Genomic DNA, 14,787 nt, shown 5'->3' on the forward strand with positions numbered 1-14,787 from the left:
ACGTTCATGTCTACTACCTTCTTGTTCGGATATAGCGCGTTTACGATTCTGATCATCATCGGCGTCAACTGGATCGCTCGCCGGAATCGTCAATCCGACATAGCACTGGCTACTGACGGACCGACACTCGAGGAATCTCTCGAAGCGGAACCGACGATAACCGTGACACCTCCGGTCGCAGCACCTCCAAAACAAGTATCAACTGAAAACGTCAGTATTCCTAAAGTATTGACGGTCTTACTGATTGGTATGTTCATTGCTATTTTGAACCAAACGTTGATTAATGTCGCGTTGCCGGTTTTGATCAACGACTTTAACGTTTCAACATCTACTGCTCAATGGTTGACGACGGGCTTCATGCTCGTCAACGGAATTTTGATTCCAATCAGTGCCTTTTTAATGCGGAGCTACACATTCCGCCAATTGTTCCTTGCTTCGATGACGCTCTTTTTCTTCGGATCCATCATCTGTTCCATGGCGATGAACTTCCCAGTCATGATGATTGGGCGTGTCGTTCAGGCAGCGGGTGCTGGTATCTTGATGCCACTTGGATCAAATGTCTTCATGACATTGTTCCCGCCGCATAAGCGTGGAGCTGCCATGGGAATGCTCGGGATTGCGATGATTCTCGCTCCAGCTGTCGGACCAACGATCACGGGATATGTCATCCAAAACTATGATTGGCACGTCATGTTTTATGCGATGTCGTTCTTTGGATTAGTGACGTTGTTACTTGGTGCAGCCTGGTTCCGTCTGACGCAACCACTCTCGAAGCCATCTTTTGATGCACTTGGTGTCTTATTTAGTACGATTGGATTCGGTAGTCTGCTTTATGGCTTCAGTGAAGCTGGTAATGATGGCTGGGATAGCCCAATCGTCATTAGTACGATCGTCATCGGTTTAATCGGAATCGCTGCTTTTGCAATGCGTGAACTTTCGATGGAAGATCCCATGCTGAACATTCGTGTGTTGAAGGTCCCGGAATTTTCTTTCACGCTCTTCATCAACGTCATCGTCACGATGGCCTTGTTCGGCGGGATGTTACTTCTACCAATCTACCTTCAAAGTATTCGCGGATTTTCACCGGTCGACTCCGGTCTTCTTCTTTTGCCAGGATCATTGATCATGGGGATCACTGGTCCAATTGCCGGGCGTTTATTTGACCGCTTCGGCATTCGCCCGCTCGCCATCTTCGGTTTGACGTTGATGACGTACGGGACATGGGAATTGACGCAATTGAACATGGATACATCGTATTACTCGATCATGGGGATTTATATGCTTCGGTCATTCGGAATGGCATTCATCATGATGCCAATCATGACTGCCGGTATGAACGCCCTACCGATGAAGATGATTCCACACGGAAATGCAACGCAAAATACGCTTCGTCAAGTCGCCGGGTCCATCGGAACTGCGATTCTCGTCACAGTCATGACACGTCAAACGACGGCTCACTTAGCAGACGATGCGAATCAGTTCACGACCCTTGATCCGACGCTTTCGCAACATCTAAATGATCTCGGACAACAGCTTGGTAGTTCACAAGCCGCTTCGATGAGCTGGTTTACGACACTGACGAAACAAGCGACGATTCAAGGAATCACCAATGCATTCTGGATTGCGACTGTATTATCTGCTCTCGCATTGATTTTGTCCTTCTTCTTGCATGGGAAAAAAGAACCGAATCTAGATTAATTGACGACGGGCCAGTTGATGTGACATCAACTGGTCTTTTCTTATCCTTTACGAAAAGTTCTTCTTTGCACTTCAGCTTTAAAATCGATACACTAGGGACAATGAGTTTCATATCTAAAGGAGATGCTTTATGGTTGCCTTTCTGCAATTTTATGCGTTCATCTTTGCTTGTTGTTTTGCTTGGCAAGTTGGTCGACCATCACCTTGGTCACAAAAGATAGTTCGTGCCTTTTTAACAAGTGTCAACGGACTCTTCGTATTCGCACGTGCCTCGATTTCAATCTTTTTATTAGTTGGACCACTATTACTCGTCACATATCTTGTCTTTCCACGATTAATCACTTTTGAAAATGGTTTAGCAATGGTGATTAGTGTGCTCGTCATCGGACTAGTCGATCGTCTCGTCAGTCTTGTCGTCCTACCCCTTATGCGTTCCTTTTTCCTAAAACGTCAACGCGTCATGCCACAATCGGTGGAAATGGTGCTCTATACGATGGCGATGGCAGTCTTGCTCTTTATTCAGCTCCACGCTGTCCCTGGCGTTCAGATTCATGTAGCACTGACGATTTTCCTTGGATTTACGATTTATTTCGCCCATTATTTATTTGCGCTGTATCGAATTCGTTTGATGAAAAAGAAACTAACGACCGTTGCTCAGGATCAAGACGATGAACGAAAAGCCTCTTAATACGAGTTTAGTAAAAGACGATCTCCGAAAGGAAATCGTCTTTTTGTTTTCTGACAAATAACATTGACAATGATAATCGTTATCATTTATAGTGAAAAAGTACTCAGTGAGGAGATGAAACGGATGCATGCCCAACAAGTGATTGAAACACGCCGGTCGGTCCGGTCATACACAGAACAATCGGTTCCGGTTGAATTGATAGAAGCAATACTCGAAACGGCAATTTATGCCCCGAATCATAAATTACGAGAACCTTGGCGCTTTGTCCTTGCGATGGAAGACGGACAGACACGGTACGTTGATGCCTTGATGAAATTGCTGACAGCGCGCGGTCAATTCGAGACAAAAACACTTGAACAACGTCAACAAGCAGAACAAAAATTAAGAGAAGTCCCGGTCTACTTAACAATCCTTTGTCAGAAACAAGGAACACCGGATCAACAGTTAGAGGATACACTCGCAACGGCTGCCATGATTCAAAATCTACAATTGGTGGCGACAGAACGAGGTCTTGGTTGTTGCTGGAAGAGCGGAAAACACTGGTTTACACCAGAGTATGCGTCTCTCGTCGGCGCTTCAGAAGAAGAGCGTGTTCTCGGTGTCATTCAAATCGGCTGGCCTGCTATCGTTCCACCTGTCAAACCTAGAACGTCCGCGAAGGACAAGTTGACGCACTTTTAAGAGGTGCGCATTCTGCGAGCTACCCCTGCTCGCGCCAATCAAGCCCCAATTCAAAATAAAAACGTTCCGATGACGTCTCCCTCCCCAAATGGAGGCGCAATCGGAACGTTTTTCTGTTAGAGAAATCCTTCATTATTGACAGGTGATTTAGCTTGATTCTAAGATAATGAAGGTGAAACAAATAACCGCTTACAAAAAAGCGGGTCGAAAGAAGGGGTCCCCTTGCACGCGGATCAACGAAAAAAATTAACGGTTCTCATGATCAATATGTTTATTGCGGTCGGGAGCTTCGGGATCATCATTCCGATTCTACCCGCTTACTTAGCCTCGATTGGACAAGGTGGGACAGCAGCTGGATTAATGATTGCCATCTTTGCTGGAGCACAACTCGTCATGTCACCGATTGCCGGAAAATGGGCAGATCAATACGGTCGTCGGAAGATGATCATTTACGGGTTGATCGGTTTGACGCTCTCGATGTTCGTCTTCTATTTCTCAAACTCCGTCACGGTTCTCTACATCTCGCGCGCAATCGGCGGTGCCGGTGCTGCCCTCCTGATTCCAGCAATCTTTGCTTACGTCGCGGACATCACGACGATGGATCAACGCGCAAAAGGAAACAGTTACGTCTCGGCTGCGATGTCACTTGGGATCGTCATCGGTCCAGGAATCGGTGGTTTCCTTGCCGAGTATGACTTAAAATTGCCGTTACTCGTCTCAGCAATCGTCTCGGGCGTAGCCGTCTTATTCAGCGTCTTGTTGCTTCAAGAAAGCGAACAACACGATGCGACGGCGATGGCACCAGACGAAGGATCGATGCTTCGAAAACTCGGCACATCGTTTAAGAAACCGTACTTTGTCCCGCTCGTCATTACACTCGTCATGAGTTTCGGTCTCATGGCATATGAATCAGTGCTTGGTCTATTCGTCGATGACCAATTCGGCGCTTCACCGAAAGATATTGCCATCATGGTGACGTCGACCGGTATTATCAGCGTCATCGCTCAAATCTTCATCGTTGATAAGTTATCGCGTAGTCTGGGTGAAGGAAAGGTCTTGAACTTATTCCTCTTCATCGCAGCGCTCGGCTTCTTGTTATCGCTATTAACATCAAGCTACAGCGGATTCTTTGCGATCACACTCGTCATCTTCCTTGCGACATCGATTTTACGTCCTGTCTTGAATACGATGATTTCAAAGCTTGCTGGGAATGAACAAGGATTTGCCATGGGAATGAATAATGCTTATATGAGCATCGGGAACGTGCTTGGACCAACGCTTGCTGGTCTACTGTATGACGTCAACATTCTCTATCCATTTGCGCTCGGTCTGATTTTCCTCGTCGTAACGTTCATCGGATCGTTCATTTGGCAAAAACGTCAAGCACGATTGATCGCCAAGGTCGAACAAAGTTCTTAAACGCATTAAAAATAGCCTCGATTACTCCATCCAATCGGACGGAGTAGTCGAGGCCATTTCGTTTATTCCTATTCGTTCGTCATACGAATTGTTCCTCTGTTCCTGATACGAGAAGTTTCGCACTGATTTCTGTTAACAAGAAAACAAATATGACTCCCGTAAAATCAAGCGTCAACCATGGCATAAGACCAAGGCCTAGCAATAGTGTGCCAATCATCAATGAACGATATGAAGAAAAGGTCGGTCGATTCGGACGAAGACTCAGTAAGATACTGACAACACCAAGCACGATGAGCCACGTCACTGAAATATTATAGAAAAAGTGATCCACCAGTAAGAATAGACCGATCGGATACAGCGGAATCCACCAACGGTTCATACCAATGCCTCCCGTTTTTCTTTTCATTATCGCACCATTTGAATTGATTCCCTTTATTTTGAAATGACTTAACCGTATTGTTTTTGATGTGCGCGTTTGAGCTTGAGATATTCTTCATCCGCTCGGATCAAATCCCACTTTTCTTGGAAAATCGCAGCCGATTTAGCTTTTTCTTCATCAATCTCGCGTGTATGCAATTCTTTTTTCTCTTTATCTTTATACTTACGTCCACCTTTATAGTTTGCGTAGCGTCGCGCGCGCGTATGACCCATCTGAATGAACTTCCGCGCCATGTCCATGCCGACGAAGTCTCCGTCTTCTTTATAAGCTAAATACATCTCATAAATTTTATCGGACGATTCTCGCGCAATCTCCGGTGTCTTAAAACGCCAATGTGGCAGAATCTCACTTTTATAAGGTTCAACGAGTAACACCCCTTGCTCTCCGCGCCCGACCCGATATTTTTCCGGTTCCTTGCGAAAATCAGTCGTCTTAAAATCGAGATCGTAATCAAATGGCATCCCGGTCACGCTCCCTTCTACTCGGAAACGTTCCCTCCCCGCACGTTCATCAATCCTCGATTCGGTAGAGCCCTTGCGTATAAATGGTCGCTAAGACGTGTGCAATCTCTTCGATTGTTGCCGTCGCTTCTTCACGGACGACTTCAAATAAATACATTTCATTGGCAAAGAACCACCCTCGGGCAACGAGTTTTGAATCAACATCTTGCCGTGCGAGTCCTGTCTCTTGTGCATACTGAATGTCTTGACTAATACGATCAATGAATCGTTCCCGAATCGCTTTCCATTTGGAACGGACAATATAGGATACGCCGATTGCTTGCTCGACGATTCGTAGCATCGCTCGTTCTTCTTCCGCAAGACGTAGGAAATCCGTCGCCTGCGTCACGATGCGTTCTTTCGCCTCACCCGGCGTCATTGGTTCAAATGTTCGTTCTGCGATCGTATGGAAACGACTCATGACATCTTCCATCAGGACGACGAGTAGCTCATCTTTCCCTTCGAAATGGACATAAGCGGTTCCATAACCGACGCCAGCCTGTTTAATGATTTGCGAAATCGTTGCGGTCTGAAAACCTTGTTCTAAGAAAACGTCACGTGCTGCACTCAACAGTTTCTCGCGTGTCCGCACCGTACGCAGGTGACGTTTATCGATTTTTTCTGGTTGAGAAGATGACATGTCCTTCACTCCTTTTGTTTTCTCTATTCGATAATATTGACACAATGTCAATTTGTTTGCTACGCTTTTGTCAAAATTGATTGAGCATTCATTTAAGGAGGATGACGTATGACATTGCAAGCAAAACGGACCGATGCCGTTACTCGGGACGAACAAGATGCTTTAGCCGCCTATCGTGATGAGTTTTATCTGCAACCGGGTAGTATCTATATGGATGGAAATTCGCTCGGGTTATTATCGAAGCGTGCTGAGAAGACATTACTCGAGTCGCTATCAGACTGGAAAGAGCTCGGCATCGATGGCTGGATGAAGGGACGTCATCCTTGGTTCGAATTATCAGAACGACTTGCTGCCCTCAACGCACCATTGATTGGCGCTCAGGCAGAAGAAGTCATGGTCACTGGTTCAACGACCGTCAATCTCCATCAACTCGTCGCGACATTCTTTCAACCGACGGAAGGACGCGATAAGATTTTAGCCGATGCACTGACATTCCCTTCGGACATCTATGCCCTCCAAAGCCAACTTCGCCTGCGCGGGCTTGATCCGGAGACGCACCTCGTCCAAGTGCCGAGTCGCGATGGTCGCTTTTTAGAAGAAGACGATATCATTGCCGCCATGACGGACGATATCGCTTTGATTGTCTTACCAGCTGTGCTATACCGAAGCGGACAGATTCTTGATATGGAACGTCTGACGAAAGCCGCACGCGAACGTGGCATCTTGATCGGTTTTGATGGCTGTCACTCCGTCGGGGCAGTTCCGCATGCTTTCCATGACTGGGATGTTGATTTTGCCTACTGGTGCAATTACAAACACTTAAACGGTGGTCCTGGAACAGTTGGTGGATTATTCGTCCACGAACGTCATTTTGGAACACTGCCTGGTCTGACGGGCTGGTTCGGTTCACGCAAGGATAAGCAGTTTGATATGGATCATACGATGACACCGGCTGCGCATGCGGGGGCGTTCCAGATTGGTACACCACATGTCTTAAGCCTTGCCCCACAAATCGGCGCGTTAGAGATGTTCGAAGAAGTCGGTATCGAAGCTGTCCGGACAAAGTCCCTTGCTTTGACGCAGTACATGATGGAACTTGTGGAGCAAGAGTTAGCACCATTTGGTTTCGTCATTGGAAACCCAGTCGACGACAAACGTCGTGGTGCGCACCTCAGCCTCGAGCACCCAGAGGCAGCACGCATTTGTAAAGCACTTAAGGAACACCGGATCATTCCTGATTTCCGGGCACCGAACATCGTTCGTTTGGCACCGGTCGCGCTCTACAATACATTTACTGATGTCTATGACGTCATCGCAACACTCAAACAAATCATGGAAGATAAAGAATACGAACGCTTCGCGAATGAACGCGAAGTCGTTGCTTAAGGAGTACACCATGGAACAACCTACTGAACTACGGCGTGAACTCAAGACACGCCAATTAACGATGATCGCGATGGGATGTGCGATCGGAACGGGTCTCTTCCTCGGAAGTGGACTGGCGATCGGACTTGCCGGTCCGAGCGTTCTGATCAGTTACGCAGTCGGCGCCTTCATCGTCTTACTCTTAATGGGCTGCCTCGCTGAAATGACGGTTGCCCATCCAACATCCGGCTCGTTCGGGACGATTGCTGAACGTTATATTAGTCCCTACGCCGGTTTCCTCGTCCGCTATTCGTACTGGATTGCAAACGTCCTTGCGATCGGTGTCGAAGTCAGTGCGATTGCGATTTATATGAAATACTGGTTCCCGGACGTTCCTGGATTCGTTTGGATTCTCGTGTTTGCCGCTGCATTGATTTATATCAATGCCACGACGGTCAATACATTCGCGACCTTCGAATACTGGTTCTCGGTCATTAAAATCAGTGCGATCTTGCTGTTTATCTTACTCGGTGCTTATCTGGTCATCGGTAGTCCGAGTCCTGAGATTGGTCCGCAAAACTTTACGAATGATGGTGGTTTCATGCCATTCGGTTTCTCGGGTCTCTGGATTGCAATCTTCATCTCCTTGTTTAGTTTCCTTGGAACAGAATTGATTGCTGTTACTGCAGGTGAAGCGAAGGATCCGGACGTCGCCGTACCGAAAGCATTAAAAGCGACGGTCTTCCGTCTCTCGACATTTTACGTCATCACAATTGCTTTGATGTTGATGATCGTGCCATGGCAACAAGCAGGTGGTGTCGATCAAAGTCCATTCGTCAAAGTAATGGAGATGCTATCGATTCCGTATGCAGGTGGTATCATGAACTTCATCATCCTGACGGCAGCTCTATCTGCGATGAACAGTCAACTGTATGCTTCGACGCGAATGATGTACTCGTTATCCAAAGCAACGTACGCACCAAAAGTGTTTGGTCGTTTAAACCGGAAAGGTGTTCCACTCTTCGCACTCGCCGTATCAACGATCGGGATTTTCCTTGCTGCGATCATCAGCAGTCAGTCGAGCGTCTCTTATCCGTTCATGATGGGGATTTCGATGTTCGGGGCAATTTTCACGTGGTTCATGATTTTCATATCCCACCTCTACTTCCGTAAAGCGTGGGAACGCGAAGGCGGACGGACGTTACCGGTCCGGATGATGGGGTATCCGTACCTGACGGCTCTCGGTGCGTTGCTCTTATTCGCACTCGTACTGACGACATGGTTCACGGATTTCCAAATCGTCTTGAAATTTGGTGTACCGTGGTTGTTGTTCTTGTCCGTCGCTTATTTCTTCTGGAAACGAGCACATCCGGAACAACCGAAGACCGCTCAAAAACGAAAACTGAATTAATTCGATAAAGGGGATGAACGGGTATGGAAAAGACAGATCCTACGTCTATTGAAGCATCGATTCAAACGGATTTTAAGAAAGACATGTCCTACGGGGACTACTTGCAATTAGATCCTTTGCTTACGAGTCAACATCGCTTATCGGGGCATCATGACGAGATGTTGTTCATCATCATTCATCAGACGAGCGAACTATGGATGAAGCTGATCCTGCATGAGATGAGTGCGGCAACACAAGCGATCGCAAACGATGATCTCGAATCATCGTTTAAGATGCTCGCACGGATCTCAAAGATTCAGCATCAGTTGATCCAGTCGTGGAACGTTCTGTCGACCTTGACCCCTGCCGAGTATTTGGAATTCCGGGATGCACTCGGTCACTCATCCGGGTTCCAATCCTATCAAAACCGACAAATCGAATTCGCGCTCGGCTTCAAAAACGAGCAGATGCTACAAGTTTATGCGCATGACGAAACACTCTACCCGATGATGCTCAAAGACTTGAAGACACCAAGCATCTATGACGAAACGATCCGAGCGATGGCGCGCCATGGCCTACCGATCGATGAGTCCGTCCTCGAACGTGATGTTACGCAAGACTGGACGCCGAATGCGAGTGTCGAGGCTGCTTGGGCGACCATCTATCGGGATGTCGATCGGTACTGGGATCTATATGAACTCGGCGAAAAATTACTCGATATCGGGAGCCAGCAACAAATATGGCGCTTTAACCATATGAGTACCGTCGAACGGATCATCGGACAAAAACCAGGTACAGGTGGTTCATCGGGTGTCAGTTATCTACGGCGTGTGCTCGACCATCGGTTCTTCCCGGAACTATGGTCGGTCCGCACCACATTATGAGGAGGATTCAGCAATGACGCGATGGATTGATGTTTCACAACCGCTCAATCGCCACGTCACGACGTGGCCGGGCGATACACCATTTGATGCAACACTGACGTGGAATAAGGCAGACACCGGTTCCGTTAACGTCGGCAAAGTAACGATGAGCCTGCATACCGGCACTCATGTCGATGCGCCGTTTCATTTTGATGATGCCGGACAAAAAATCATCGACCTGGATCCGGATCTCTATATCGGACATGCTCGTGTCATTTATTTGCCGGGTCGAACAGAAATTACAGCCGCTGATTTGGAAGGATTTGATCTCACTGACGTCCAACGCTTGATTATCAAAACGGATGGTTGGATCGATAAGTCGACTTTCCCAGAGACGATTCCCGTGTTGACGCCAAGTCTTGCCGAACGTCTCGGAGAGCTTGGAGTTTCACTGATTGGTCTCGACTTACCAAGTGTAGATGCGATCGATAGTAAAGAGATGGCAGCCCATCACGCACTCGCGCAACATGGTGTCCATATCCTTGAAGGACTTGTCCTTGATACGATCACCCCTGGTGATTATCATCTAAATGCTGTCCCGCTCCCACTCGTTGACGGAGACGGTAGCCCCGTTCGTGCCTTACTTCGTCCCTACTAAACAAAAATCCGTCTAGCAGAGAATCTGCTGGACGGATTTTTTACTGATGTAGCGATTCAAACAAACTCACTTCGATCTGACGAATGACGTGTCCAAGAACTGCAAGTGACGCATCGACCTCAAATCCTTGATCCAGTGAATGATTCGCTCCTTCGATGACATCAATCTTTAGTTGTGATGTCCGACACGTTTCGAGTAGCGCTTCATCATAAAACTTATCAGCCGTGCCAATGACAATCAGTCCAGCTTGCGTCGATGTGGCGATTTGCTCGACCACTTCATTCAAAACGGGTGTTAAAAAGACGAACCGTGCTGTCTGTAGATTTGGTTTAGCAAGTAACGCGGCAAGCGGAATCGTTCCTAACGACTTCGCGATGAACTGGACGTTCTCATATGTATGCGTAGCGAGTACTTCTGAGACGACAGCGTCGACTCGACGGGTCATGCAGGCATTCGATTCCGCGTCTGACATCGAGAATAACTCCTCCGTCACATAGTGAATGCAGATGACATCAATGCCTCGAGCGAGTAGTGCCATCCGACTGAAGTAAAAGTATGGATGGTCGTATAAGTAAGATGCTCCCGAAATCAAGAAGCAGACCTGTTTTGATCCCATCTGAAAATGATCGTATGAAATGGTCGTCTGATCGACGACGATGGATGATTGCTCGATCCGCATGAAATTACCCCCTTTTTTTCTAGACTTTACCATTTCAGAAGTAGACTGTCATGTCTTTTCAGTTCTTCCAAGCTAAATAAAAAAGGCAATGAACCTTACTTGATTCATTGCCTTCCATACTTTTTATCCAATTGGAGCAAACACCGACTGCTCGACTTGTTTTAACTCGTAAAACGCACCTTGTCGCGTCATCAATTCGGTATACGTTCCGACTTCGATGACTTGTCCTTGATCCATGACGATGATTTGATCCATCGCTTCAAGACCTGCTAAGCGGTGGCTGACGAGGACGAGTGTCGCATCCGTTGCCCGTTCGAACAGGCGCGTAAGAATCATCTGTTCTGTCAAAGCATCAACGGAAGACGTCGGTTCGTCCAGCAAGTAAAGCGATGCTTCCCGCAAGAGCACGCGGGCAATCGCTAAACGTTGCTTTTCTCCCCCGGATAAATTCTCTCCTTTTTCAAACACACGATCACTCAACTCGAACGTCGTTAATCCGACATCGTCGAGTGCTTGTCGCATCGCTTCGTCCGTTGCTGCTTCGTTTGCGAGTAACAAATTGTCGCGAAGCGTTCCATAAAAGTAGTGATTCTGTTGCAAGACGACATTCGCATGCTGCCAGAGTCCTTCCGGATCAACGGTCTGACTGTCCTGTCCAGCAATCGTTAATCCGTCCGTCGGATACATCCGCAGCATCAATTGAAGTAACGTTGATTTCCCGGAACCACTGGCTCCGACGATTGCCGTCTTCTTACCAGCCGGAATCGAAACGGTGACGTCACGTAAGACCGGACGTGGTGCATCAGGGAACGTAAACGTCAACGCATTCGTTTCAAAGGATGGTGCCTGATCGAGGACAAACGGAGTGTACGTTGGCTCCTCTTGCTCGGTCACGACCTCATCAAGTCGTTTCGCAGCATGGCGGCTATCTTCGAAGAAGCCGGGTAAAATCGCCATCGGTGCCGCATTCTCAAAGACGGTCAGCGACGTCATGACGAGTAAAGCGAGGAAAACTCCCTCGAGTTGTCCGCTTGCGACGAGATAGGCACCCACACCGAGGACAAGCCATGAAATGATCAGCGTCACCATCGTATTCAAAGCAAGGTTCGAGACAGCGTGTAAGCCATTGCGCTTCTCTTCCTCGACATACTGTTTCGCGACCGCATTCAAATCCTGTTCTTTTTGGTCGAGCTGTTGGTAAATCTTCAAATCACGATAGCCTTGGAACAACTCCGTCACTTCTGTCGACAAGTCACCGCGTCGGACACGGACTGAGCGGGCGAAGCGCTGCTCTCGGTACGCAAACCATCCTGGAATCAAGACCCCGGTCAGAATCAAACCAAGTAGTAAAATACCAGCAATCGTCCACGAGAAGAAGCTGACGAAAAAGATCGTACAGAAGAAGACGAGCAACAACACGATCGGTGGATAAAGGACACGTAAGAACGTATTTTGTAGACTCTCGACGTCCCCGACGATCCGAGCGAGTAAGTCACCACTGCGGTACTTACCAAAAATCCCTGGCGCAAGCGGCTCGAGACGACGGTAAAATGACGTTCGGATGTCACTAAGGATCGTAAACGTCGCCCGGTGCGAATAGTAACGTTCCGCATAACGACTGACAGCACGTGTCAAACTCGAGATTTTCTGTAGGGCGATCAACACCGCAAGCGTTTGAATTGGCGGCAACAAAGCTGCTTTTGAGACCAGGTATCCACTTGCTGCGAACAAACCGACTGCCGTCACACCGGCGAGGACACCGAAGAAGATCGACCAGGCAATATCGCGTTTTTGATGCACCATCAACCGAAAGACTCCTAGTAATTCCTTCATCGTGTTTCCTCCCCTCTCTGGACGCTACGCATCCGCGCATATTCCGAATCGCGACGAAGCAGTTCATCGTGGGTGCCACGATCGACGATTCGTCCGCCGTCGAGGACGACGATTTGATCTGATCGCTCGATTGTATGCAAACGGTGTGCGACAGTGATGACCGTTGCCGATTGTCCGAGTTGCTCAATTGCTTGTTGGAGCAATCGTTCCGTTTTAACGTCGAGTCCAGTCGTCGGTTCATCAAAGACGATGATGTTTGGTCGTTTCAAGAACGCCCGTGCTAAAGCAACACGTTGCTTTTCGCCACCTGATAGACCACGTCCGCCTTCTCCAATCACGGTATCGAGTCCTTCAGGCAACGTCGCAATCAACTCTTCTAGTCCTGCTGCCTGCGCCGCTTCGAGAATCTCATCCGGCGTCGCTTGGCGGAGTTCACCGATTGTGATGTTTTCTGCCAGTGTTCCGGCATACAGATACGGATGTTGTGAGATATAGCTCAACTGACGGAACCAGCTCGCTTCCTCCACCTGACTTCGCTCGGTACCGTCGAGTAGAATCCGCCCTTCTTGTGGATCCGCGAGTCCGGCAATCAACTGCAAGACGGTCGATTTACCGGCACCACTGCGACCGATCAACGCTACCTTTTGATACGGTTCAATCGTAAGCGCGATATCTTGCAAGGCAAAACGTCCTTCTTGGTACGTAAAGCCGACTTCATCCAAGACGATTCGTGGTGGGCGATCGGTCGTGAGTTCCGATTGACCGAATGCAACCGGACGATCGTCTGCCGTCAGTTCGGCGGCAATCTGTTTCGCTGCTGCGACACTACCGCGTCCTGTATGGAAGGCAGCCCCCATCTCCTTCAGTGCCAGGTAATACTCTGGTGCCAACACGAGCATCAAGAATGCCGGGATGAACGTAATGCTTTGGAAGAGAATCAAGCGCAGACTGACTTCAAGTGCAATCATCCCCATGCTAAGCATCGAGATGAACTCAAGCATCAACGATGACAAGAAGGCGAGCTTCAAGACCGTTAATGTCGCATCCCGGAAATCGAGACTACTTTTTTCGATGACGTCACGCTGGCGTTTTGCGCGACCGAACAACTTCAATGTCGTTAGTCCTTGTAACGTATCGAGGAACATTCCTGAGAACGCCGTCATCTTCTCGAGTTGAGCATCGGCCCGCTTTTGCGTCATGATCCCGATGATAATGTAAAACAACGGAATGAACGGTGCCGTGATCATCATGACAAGACCCGTGATCCAGTCATAGCTGAATGCCGCAATCAGGACCATCAAAGGAACGATCGTCGTCTGGACGACTTTCGGCAAGTATTGACTATAGTAGCTGTCCATCTCGTCTACTGCGTCGAGCAAGACACTGACCTTCTGTCCCGCTTGCCCTTGTAGCATCATCTCGACCGAACGACTCGTATATTTCGCGACGAGTGCTTCCCGGAGTGCTTGCTTCATATGTGCTGATAACGTCGTACCAAGACGACCGTTCCAATACGTCACGGCAACTCGGAGCAACAGCATACCGAGCACGATGAGTAGTAACGGAATGACGGCTTCAAACGGTTGCTCTTTTAGGAAAATTCGATCGACCGTCAACACGATTCCGTATGACTGACCGACAACCGCGACCCCCATTAAGAAAGCCGCAATGATGAATTGAATGAGAATACTACGTGGAATCTGGACGATTCCTTTTAATGGATTCATATAAAAACGTCCTTTCACAAAGTGTGAACGACTTTTAGTGAATATTTTCACATATCGTACATTTAGTATACCGAATCCGGAACAGGGATGCCATGCAGATGCTGTCGAAAAGGTGTGACGGTTTTGTGAGAGCATATCATTCGACAAATCTCCAAGGCTGAACTATTATGGATATACATTATCCATGTTTAACGAAAGGAGTCTTTC

The 14,787-nt window shown here is 48.0% G+C and carries 14 protein-coding genes; 8 read left to right on the forward strand and 6 right to left on the reverse strand.

Annotation, left to right across the window (positions count from 1 at the left end):
• Positions 1–6: 6 nt before the first annotated feature.
• The 4 genes from ACV3PA_RS01340 to ACV3PA_RS01355 all read left to right on the forward strand — a co-directional run bounded on the left by ACV3PA_RS01340 (position 7) and on the right by ACV3PA_RS01355 (position 4,486).
• Positions 7–1,698 carry a DHA2 family efflux MFS transporter permease subunit gene (locus ACV3PA_RS01340; RefSeq protein WP_456125469.1) on the forward strand — a complete coding sequence of 564 codons (1,692 nt, stop codon included), beginning with the start codon at positions 7–9 and terminating at the stop codon, positions 1,696–1,698.
• 130 nt (positions 1,699–1,828) lie between these two features.
• Positions 1,829–2,386 carry a hypothetical protein gene (locus ACV3PA_RS01345; RefSeq protein WP_456125470.1) on the forward strand — a complete coding sequence of 186 codons (558 nt, stop codon included), beginning with the start codon at positions 1,829–1,831 and terminating at the stop codon, positions 2,384–2,386.
• 123 nt (positions 2,387–2,509) lie between these two features.
• Entirely contained in the window at positions 2,510–3,067 is a 558-nt protein-coding gene (locus ACV3PA_RS01350; RefSeq protein ID WP_456125471.1) for a nitroreductase family protein, read from the forward strand.
• A gap of 222 nt (positions 3,068–3,289) precedes the next feature.
• Positions 3,290–4,486 (forward strand): MFS transporter, encoded by a 1,197-nt coding sequence (locus ACV3PA_RS01355; protein ID WP_456125472.1) that lies wholly within the window; start codon positions 3,290–3,292, stop codon positions 4,484–4,486.
• Between the two features lie 79 nt (positions 4,487–4,565).
• Here the strand turns inward: ACV3PA_RS01355 and ACV3PA_RS01360 are convergent, their stop codons facing one another.
• From ACV3PA_RS01360 to ACV3PA_RS01370, 3 genes are all read right to left on the reverse strand, one after another.
• A complete protein-coding gene (locus ACV3PA_RS01360; RefSeq protein ID WP_456125473.1) occupies positions 4,566–4,865 on the reverse strand; it encodes a hypothetical protein in 300 nt (99 codons plus the stop codon).
• Positions 4,866–4,933: 68 nt separating this feature from the next.
• Positions 4,934–5,386: a DUF4385 domain-containing protein gene (locus ACV3PA_RS01365; protein ID WP_456125474.1), complete on the reverse strand. Its 453-nt coding sequence runs from the start codon at positions 5,384–5,386 to the stop codon at positions 4,934–4,936.
• A gap of 49 nt (positions 5,387–5,435) precedes the next feature.
• The gene (locus ACV3PA_RS01370) at positions 5,436–6,065 is read right to left on the reverse strand and encodes a TetR/AcrR family transcriptional regulator (protein ID WP_456125475.1); all 630 of its coding nucleotides are present in this window, start codon (positions 6,063–6,065) and stop codon (positions 5,436–5,438) included.
• 108 nt (positions 6,066–6,173) lie between these two features.
• On the opposite strand from ACV3PA_RS01370, the gene kynU reads away from it, so the two are divergent.
• From kynU to kynB, 4 genes are read left to right on the forward strand one after another with little or no spacing between them, the layout of a single operon-like run.
• Positions 6,174–7,451, forward strand: a complete 1,278-nt coding sequence (gene kynU, locus ACV3PA_RS01375) for a kynureninase (RefSeq protein ID WP_456125476.1) — start codon at positions 6,174–6,176, stop codon at positions 7,449–7,451.
• 10 nt (positions 7,452–7,461) lie between these two features.
• Complete coding sequence (locus ACV3PA_RS01380) at positions 7,462–8,841, forward strand: amino acid permease (protein WP_456125477.1); 1,380 nt, start codon at positions 7,462–7,464, stop codon at positions 8,839–8,841.
• 23 nt (positions 8,842–8,864) lie between these two features.
• Entirely contained in the window at positions 8,865–9,704 is an 840-nt protein-coding gene (kynA, locus tag ACV3PA_RS01385) for a tryptophan 2,3-dioxygenase (protein ID WP_456125478.1), read from the forward strand.
• Between the two features lie 13 nt (positions 9,705–9,717).
• Positions 9,718–10,341, forward strand: a complete 624-nt coding sequence (gene kynB / locus ACV3PA_RS01390; protein WP_456125479.1) for an arylformamidase — start codon at positions 9,718–9,720, stop codon at positions 10,339–10,341.
• 40 nt (positions 10,342–10,381) lie between these two features.
• Here the strand turns inward: kynB and ACV3PA_RS01395 are convergent, their stop codons facing one another.
• The 3 genes from ACV3PA_RS01395 to cydD all read right to left on the reverse strand — a co-directional run bounded on the left by ACV3PA_RS01395 (position 10,382) and on the right by cydD (position 14,580).
• On the reverse strand, positions 10,382–11,020 hold the full coding sequence (locus ACV3PA_RS01395; protein WP_456125480.1) for a cyclase: 639 nt from the start codon (positions 11,018–11,020) through the stop codon (positions 10,382–10,384).
• Positions 11,021–11,143: 123 nt separating this feature from the next.
• Complete coding sequence (gene cydC, locus ACV3PA_RS01400) at positions 11,144–12,853, reverse strand: thiol reductant ABC exporter subunit CydC (protein WP_456125481.1); 1,710 nt, start codon at positions 12,851–12,853, stop codon at positions 11,144–11,146.
• Complete coding sequence (cydD, locus tag ACV3PA_RS01405; protein WP_456125482.1) at positions 12,850–14,580, reverse strand: thiol reductant ABC exporter subunit CydD; 1,731 nt, start codon at positions 14,578–14,580, stop codon at positions 12,850–12,852. Before cydD ends, cydC begins: the two co-directional genes overlap by 4 nt.
• Between the last annotated feature and the right edge of the window lie 207 nt (positions 14,581–14,787).

The sequence above is a fragment of the Exiguobacterium sp. EA-TM-5 genome, assembly GCF_053878415.1.

Excerpts from the sequence above, each read along its gene's own strand:
- ACV3PA_RS01340 (WP_456125469.1), top strand. The coding sequence starts at position 7 with ATGTCTACTACCTTCTTGTTCGGATATAGCGCGTTTACGATTCTGATC.
- ACV3PA_RS01345 (WP_456125470.1), top strand. The coding sequence starts at position 1,829 with ATGGTTGCCTTTCTGCAATTTTATGCGTTCATCTTTGCTTGTTGTTTT.
- ACV3PA_RS01350 (WP_456125471.1), top strand. The coding sequence starts at position 2,510 with ATGCATGCCCAACAAGTGATTGAAACACGCCGGTCGGTCCGGTCATAC.
- ACV3PA_RS01360 (WP_456125473.1), bottom strand. The coding sequence starts at position 4,865 with ATGAACCGTTGGTGGATTCCGCTGTATCCGATCGGTCTATTCTTACTG.
- ACV3PA_RS01365 (WP_456125474.1), bottom strand. The coding sequence starts at position 5,386 with ATGCCATTTGATTACGATCTCGATTTTAAGACGACTGATTTTCGCAAG.
- ACV3PA_RS01370 (WP_456125475.1), bottom strand. The coding sequence starts at position 6,065 with ATGTCATCTTCTCAACCAGAAAAAATCGATAAACGTCACCTGCGTACG.
- kynU (WP_456125476.1), top strand. The coding sequence starts at position 6,174 with ATGACATTGCAAGCAAAACGGACCGATGCCGTTACTCGGGACGAACAA.
- ACV3PA_RS01380 (WP_456125477.1), top strand. The coding sequence starts at position 7,462 with ATGGAACAACCTACTGAACTACGGCGTGAACTCAAGACACGCCAATTA.
- kynA (WP_456125478.1), top strand. The coding sequence starts at position 8,865 with ATGGAAAAGACAGATCCTACGTCTATTGAAGCATCGATTCAAACGGAT.
- kynB (WP_456125479.1), top strand. The coding sequence starts at position 9,718 with ATGACGCGATGGATTGATGTTTCACAACCGCTCAATCGCCACGTCACG.
- ACV3PA_RS01395 (WP_456125480.1), bottom strand. The coding sequence starts at position 11,020 with ATGCGGATCGAGCAATCATCCATCGTCGTCGATCAGACGACCATTTCA.
- cydC (WP_456125481.1), bottom strand. The coding sequence starts at position 12,853 with ATGAAGGAATTACTAGGAGTCTTTCGGTTGATGGTGCATCAAAAACGC.
- cydD (WP_456125482.1), bottom strand. The coding sequence starts at position 14,580 with ATGAATCCATTAAAAGGAATCGTCCAGATTCCACGTAGTATTCTCATT.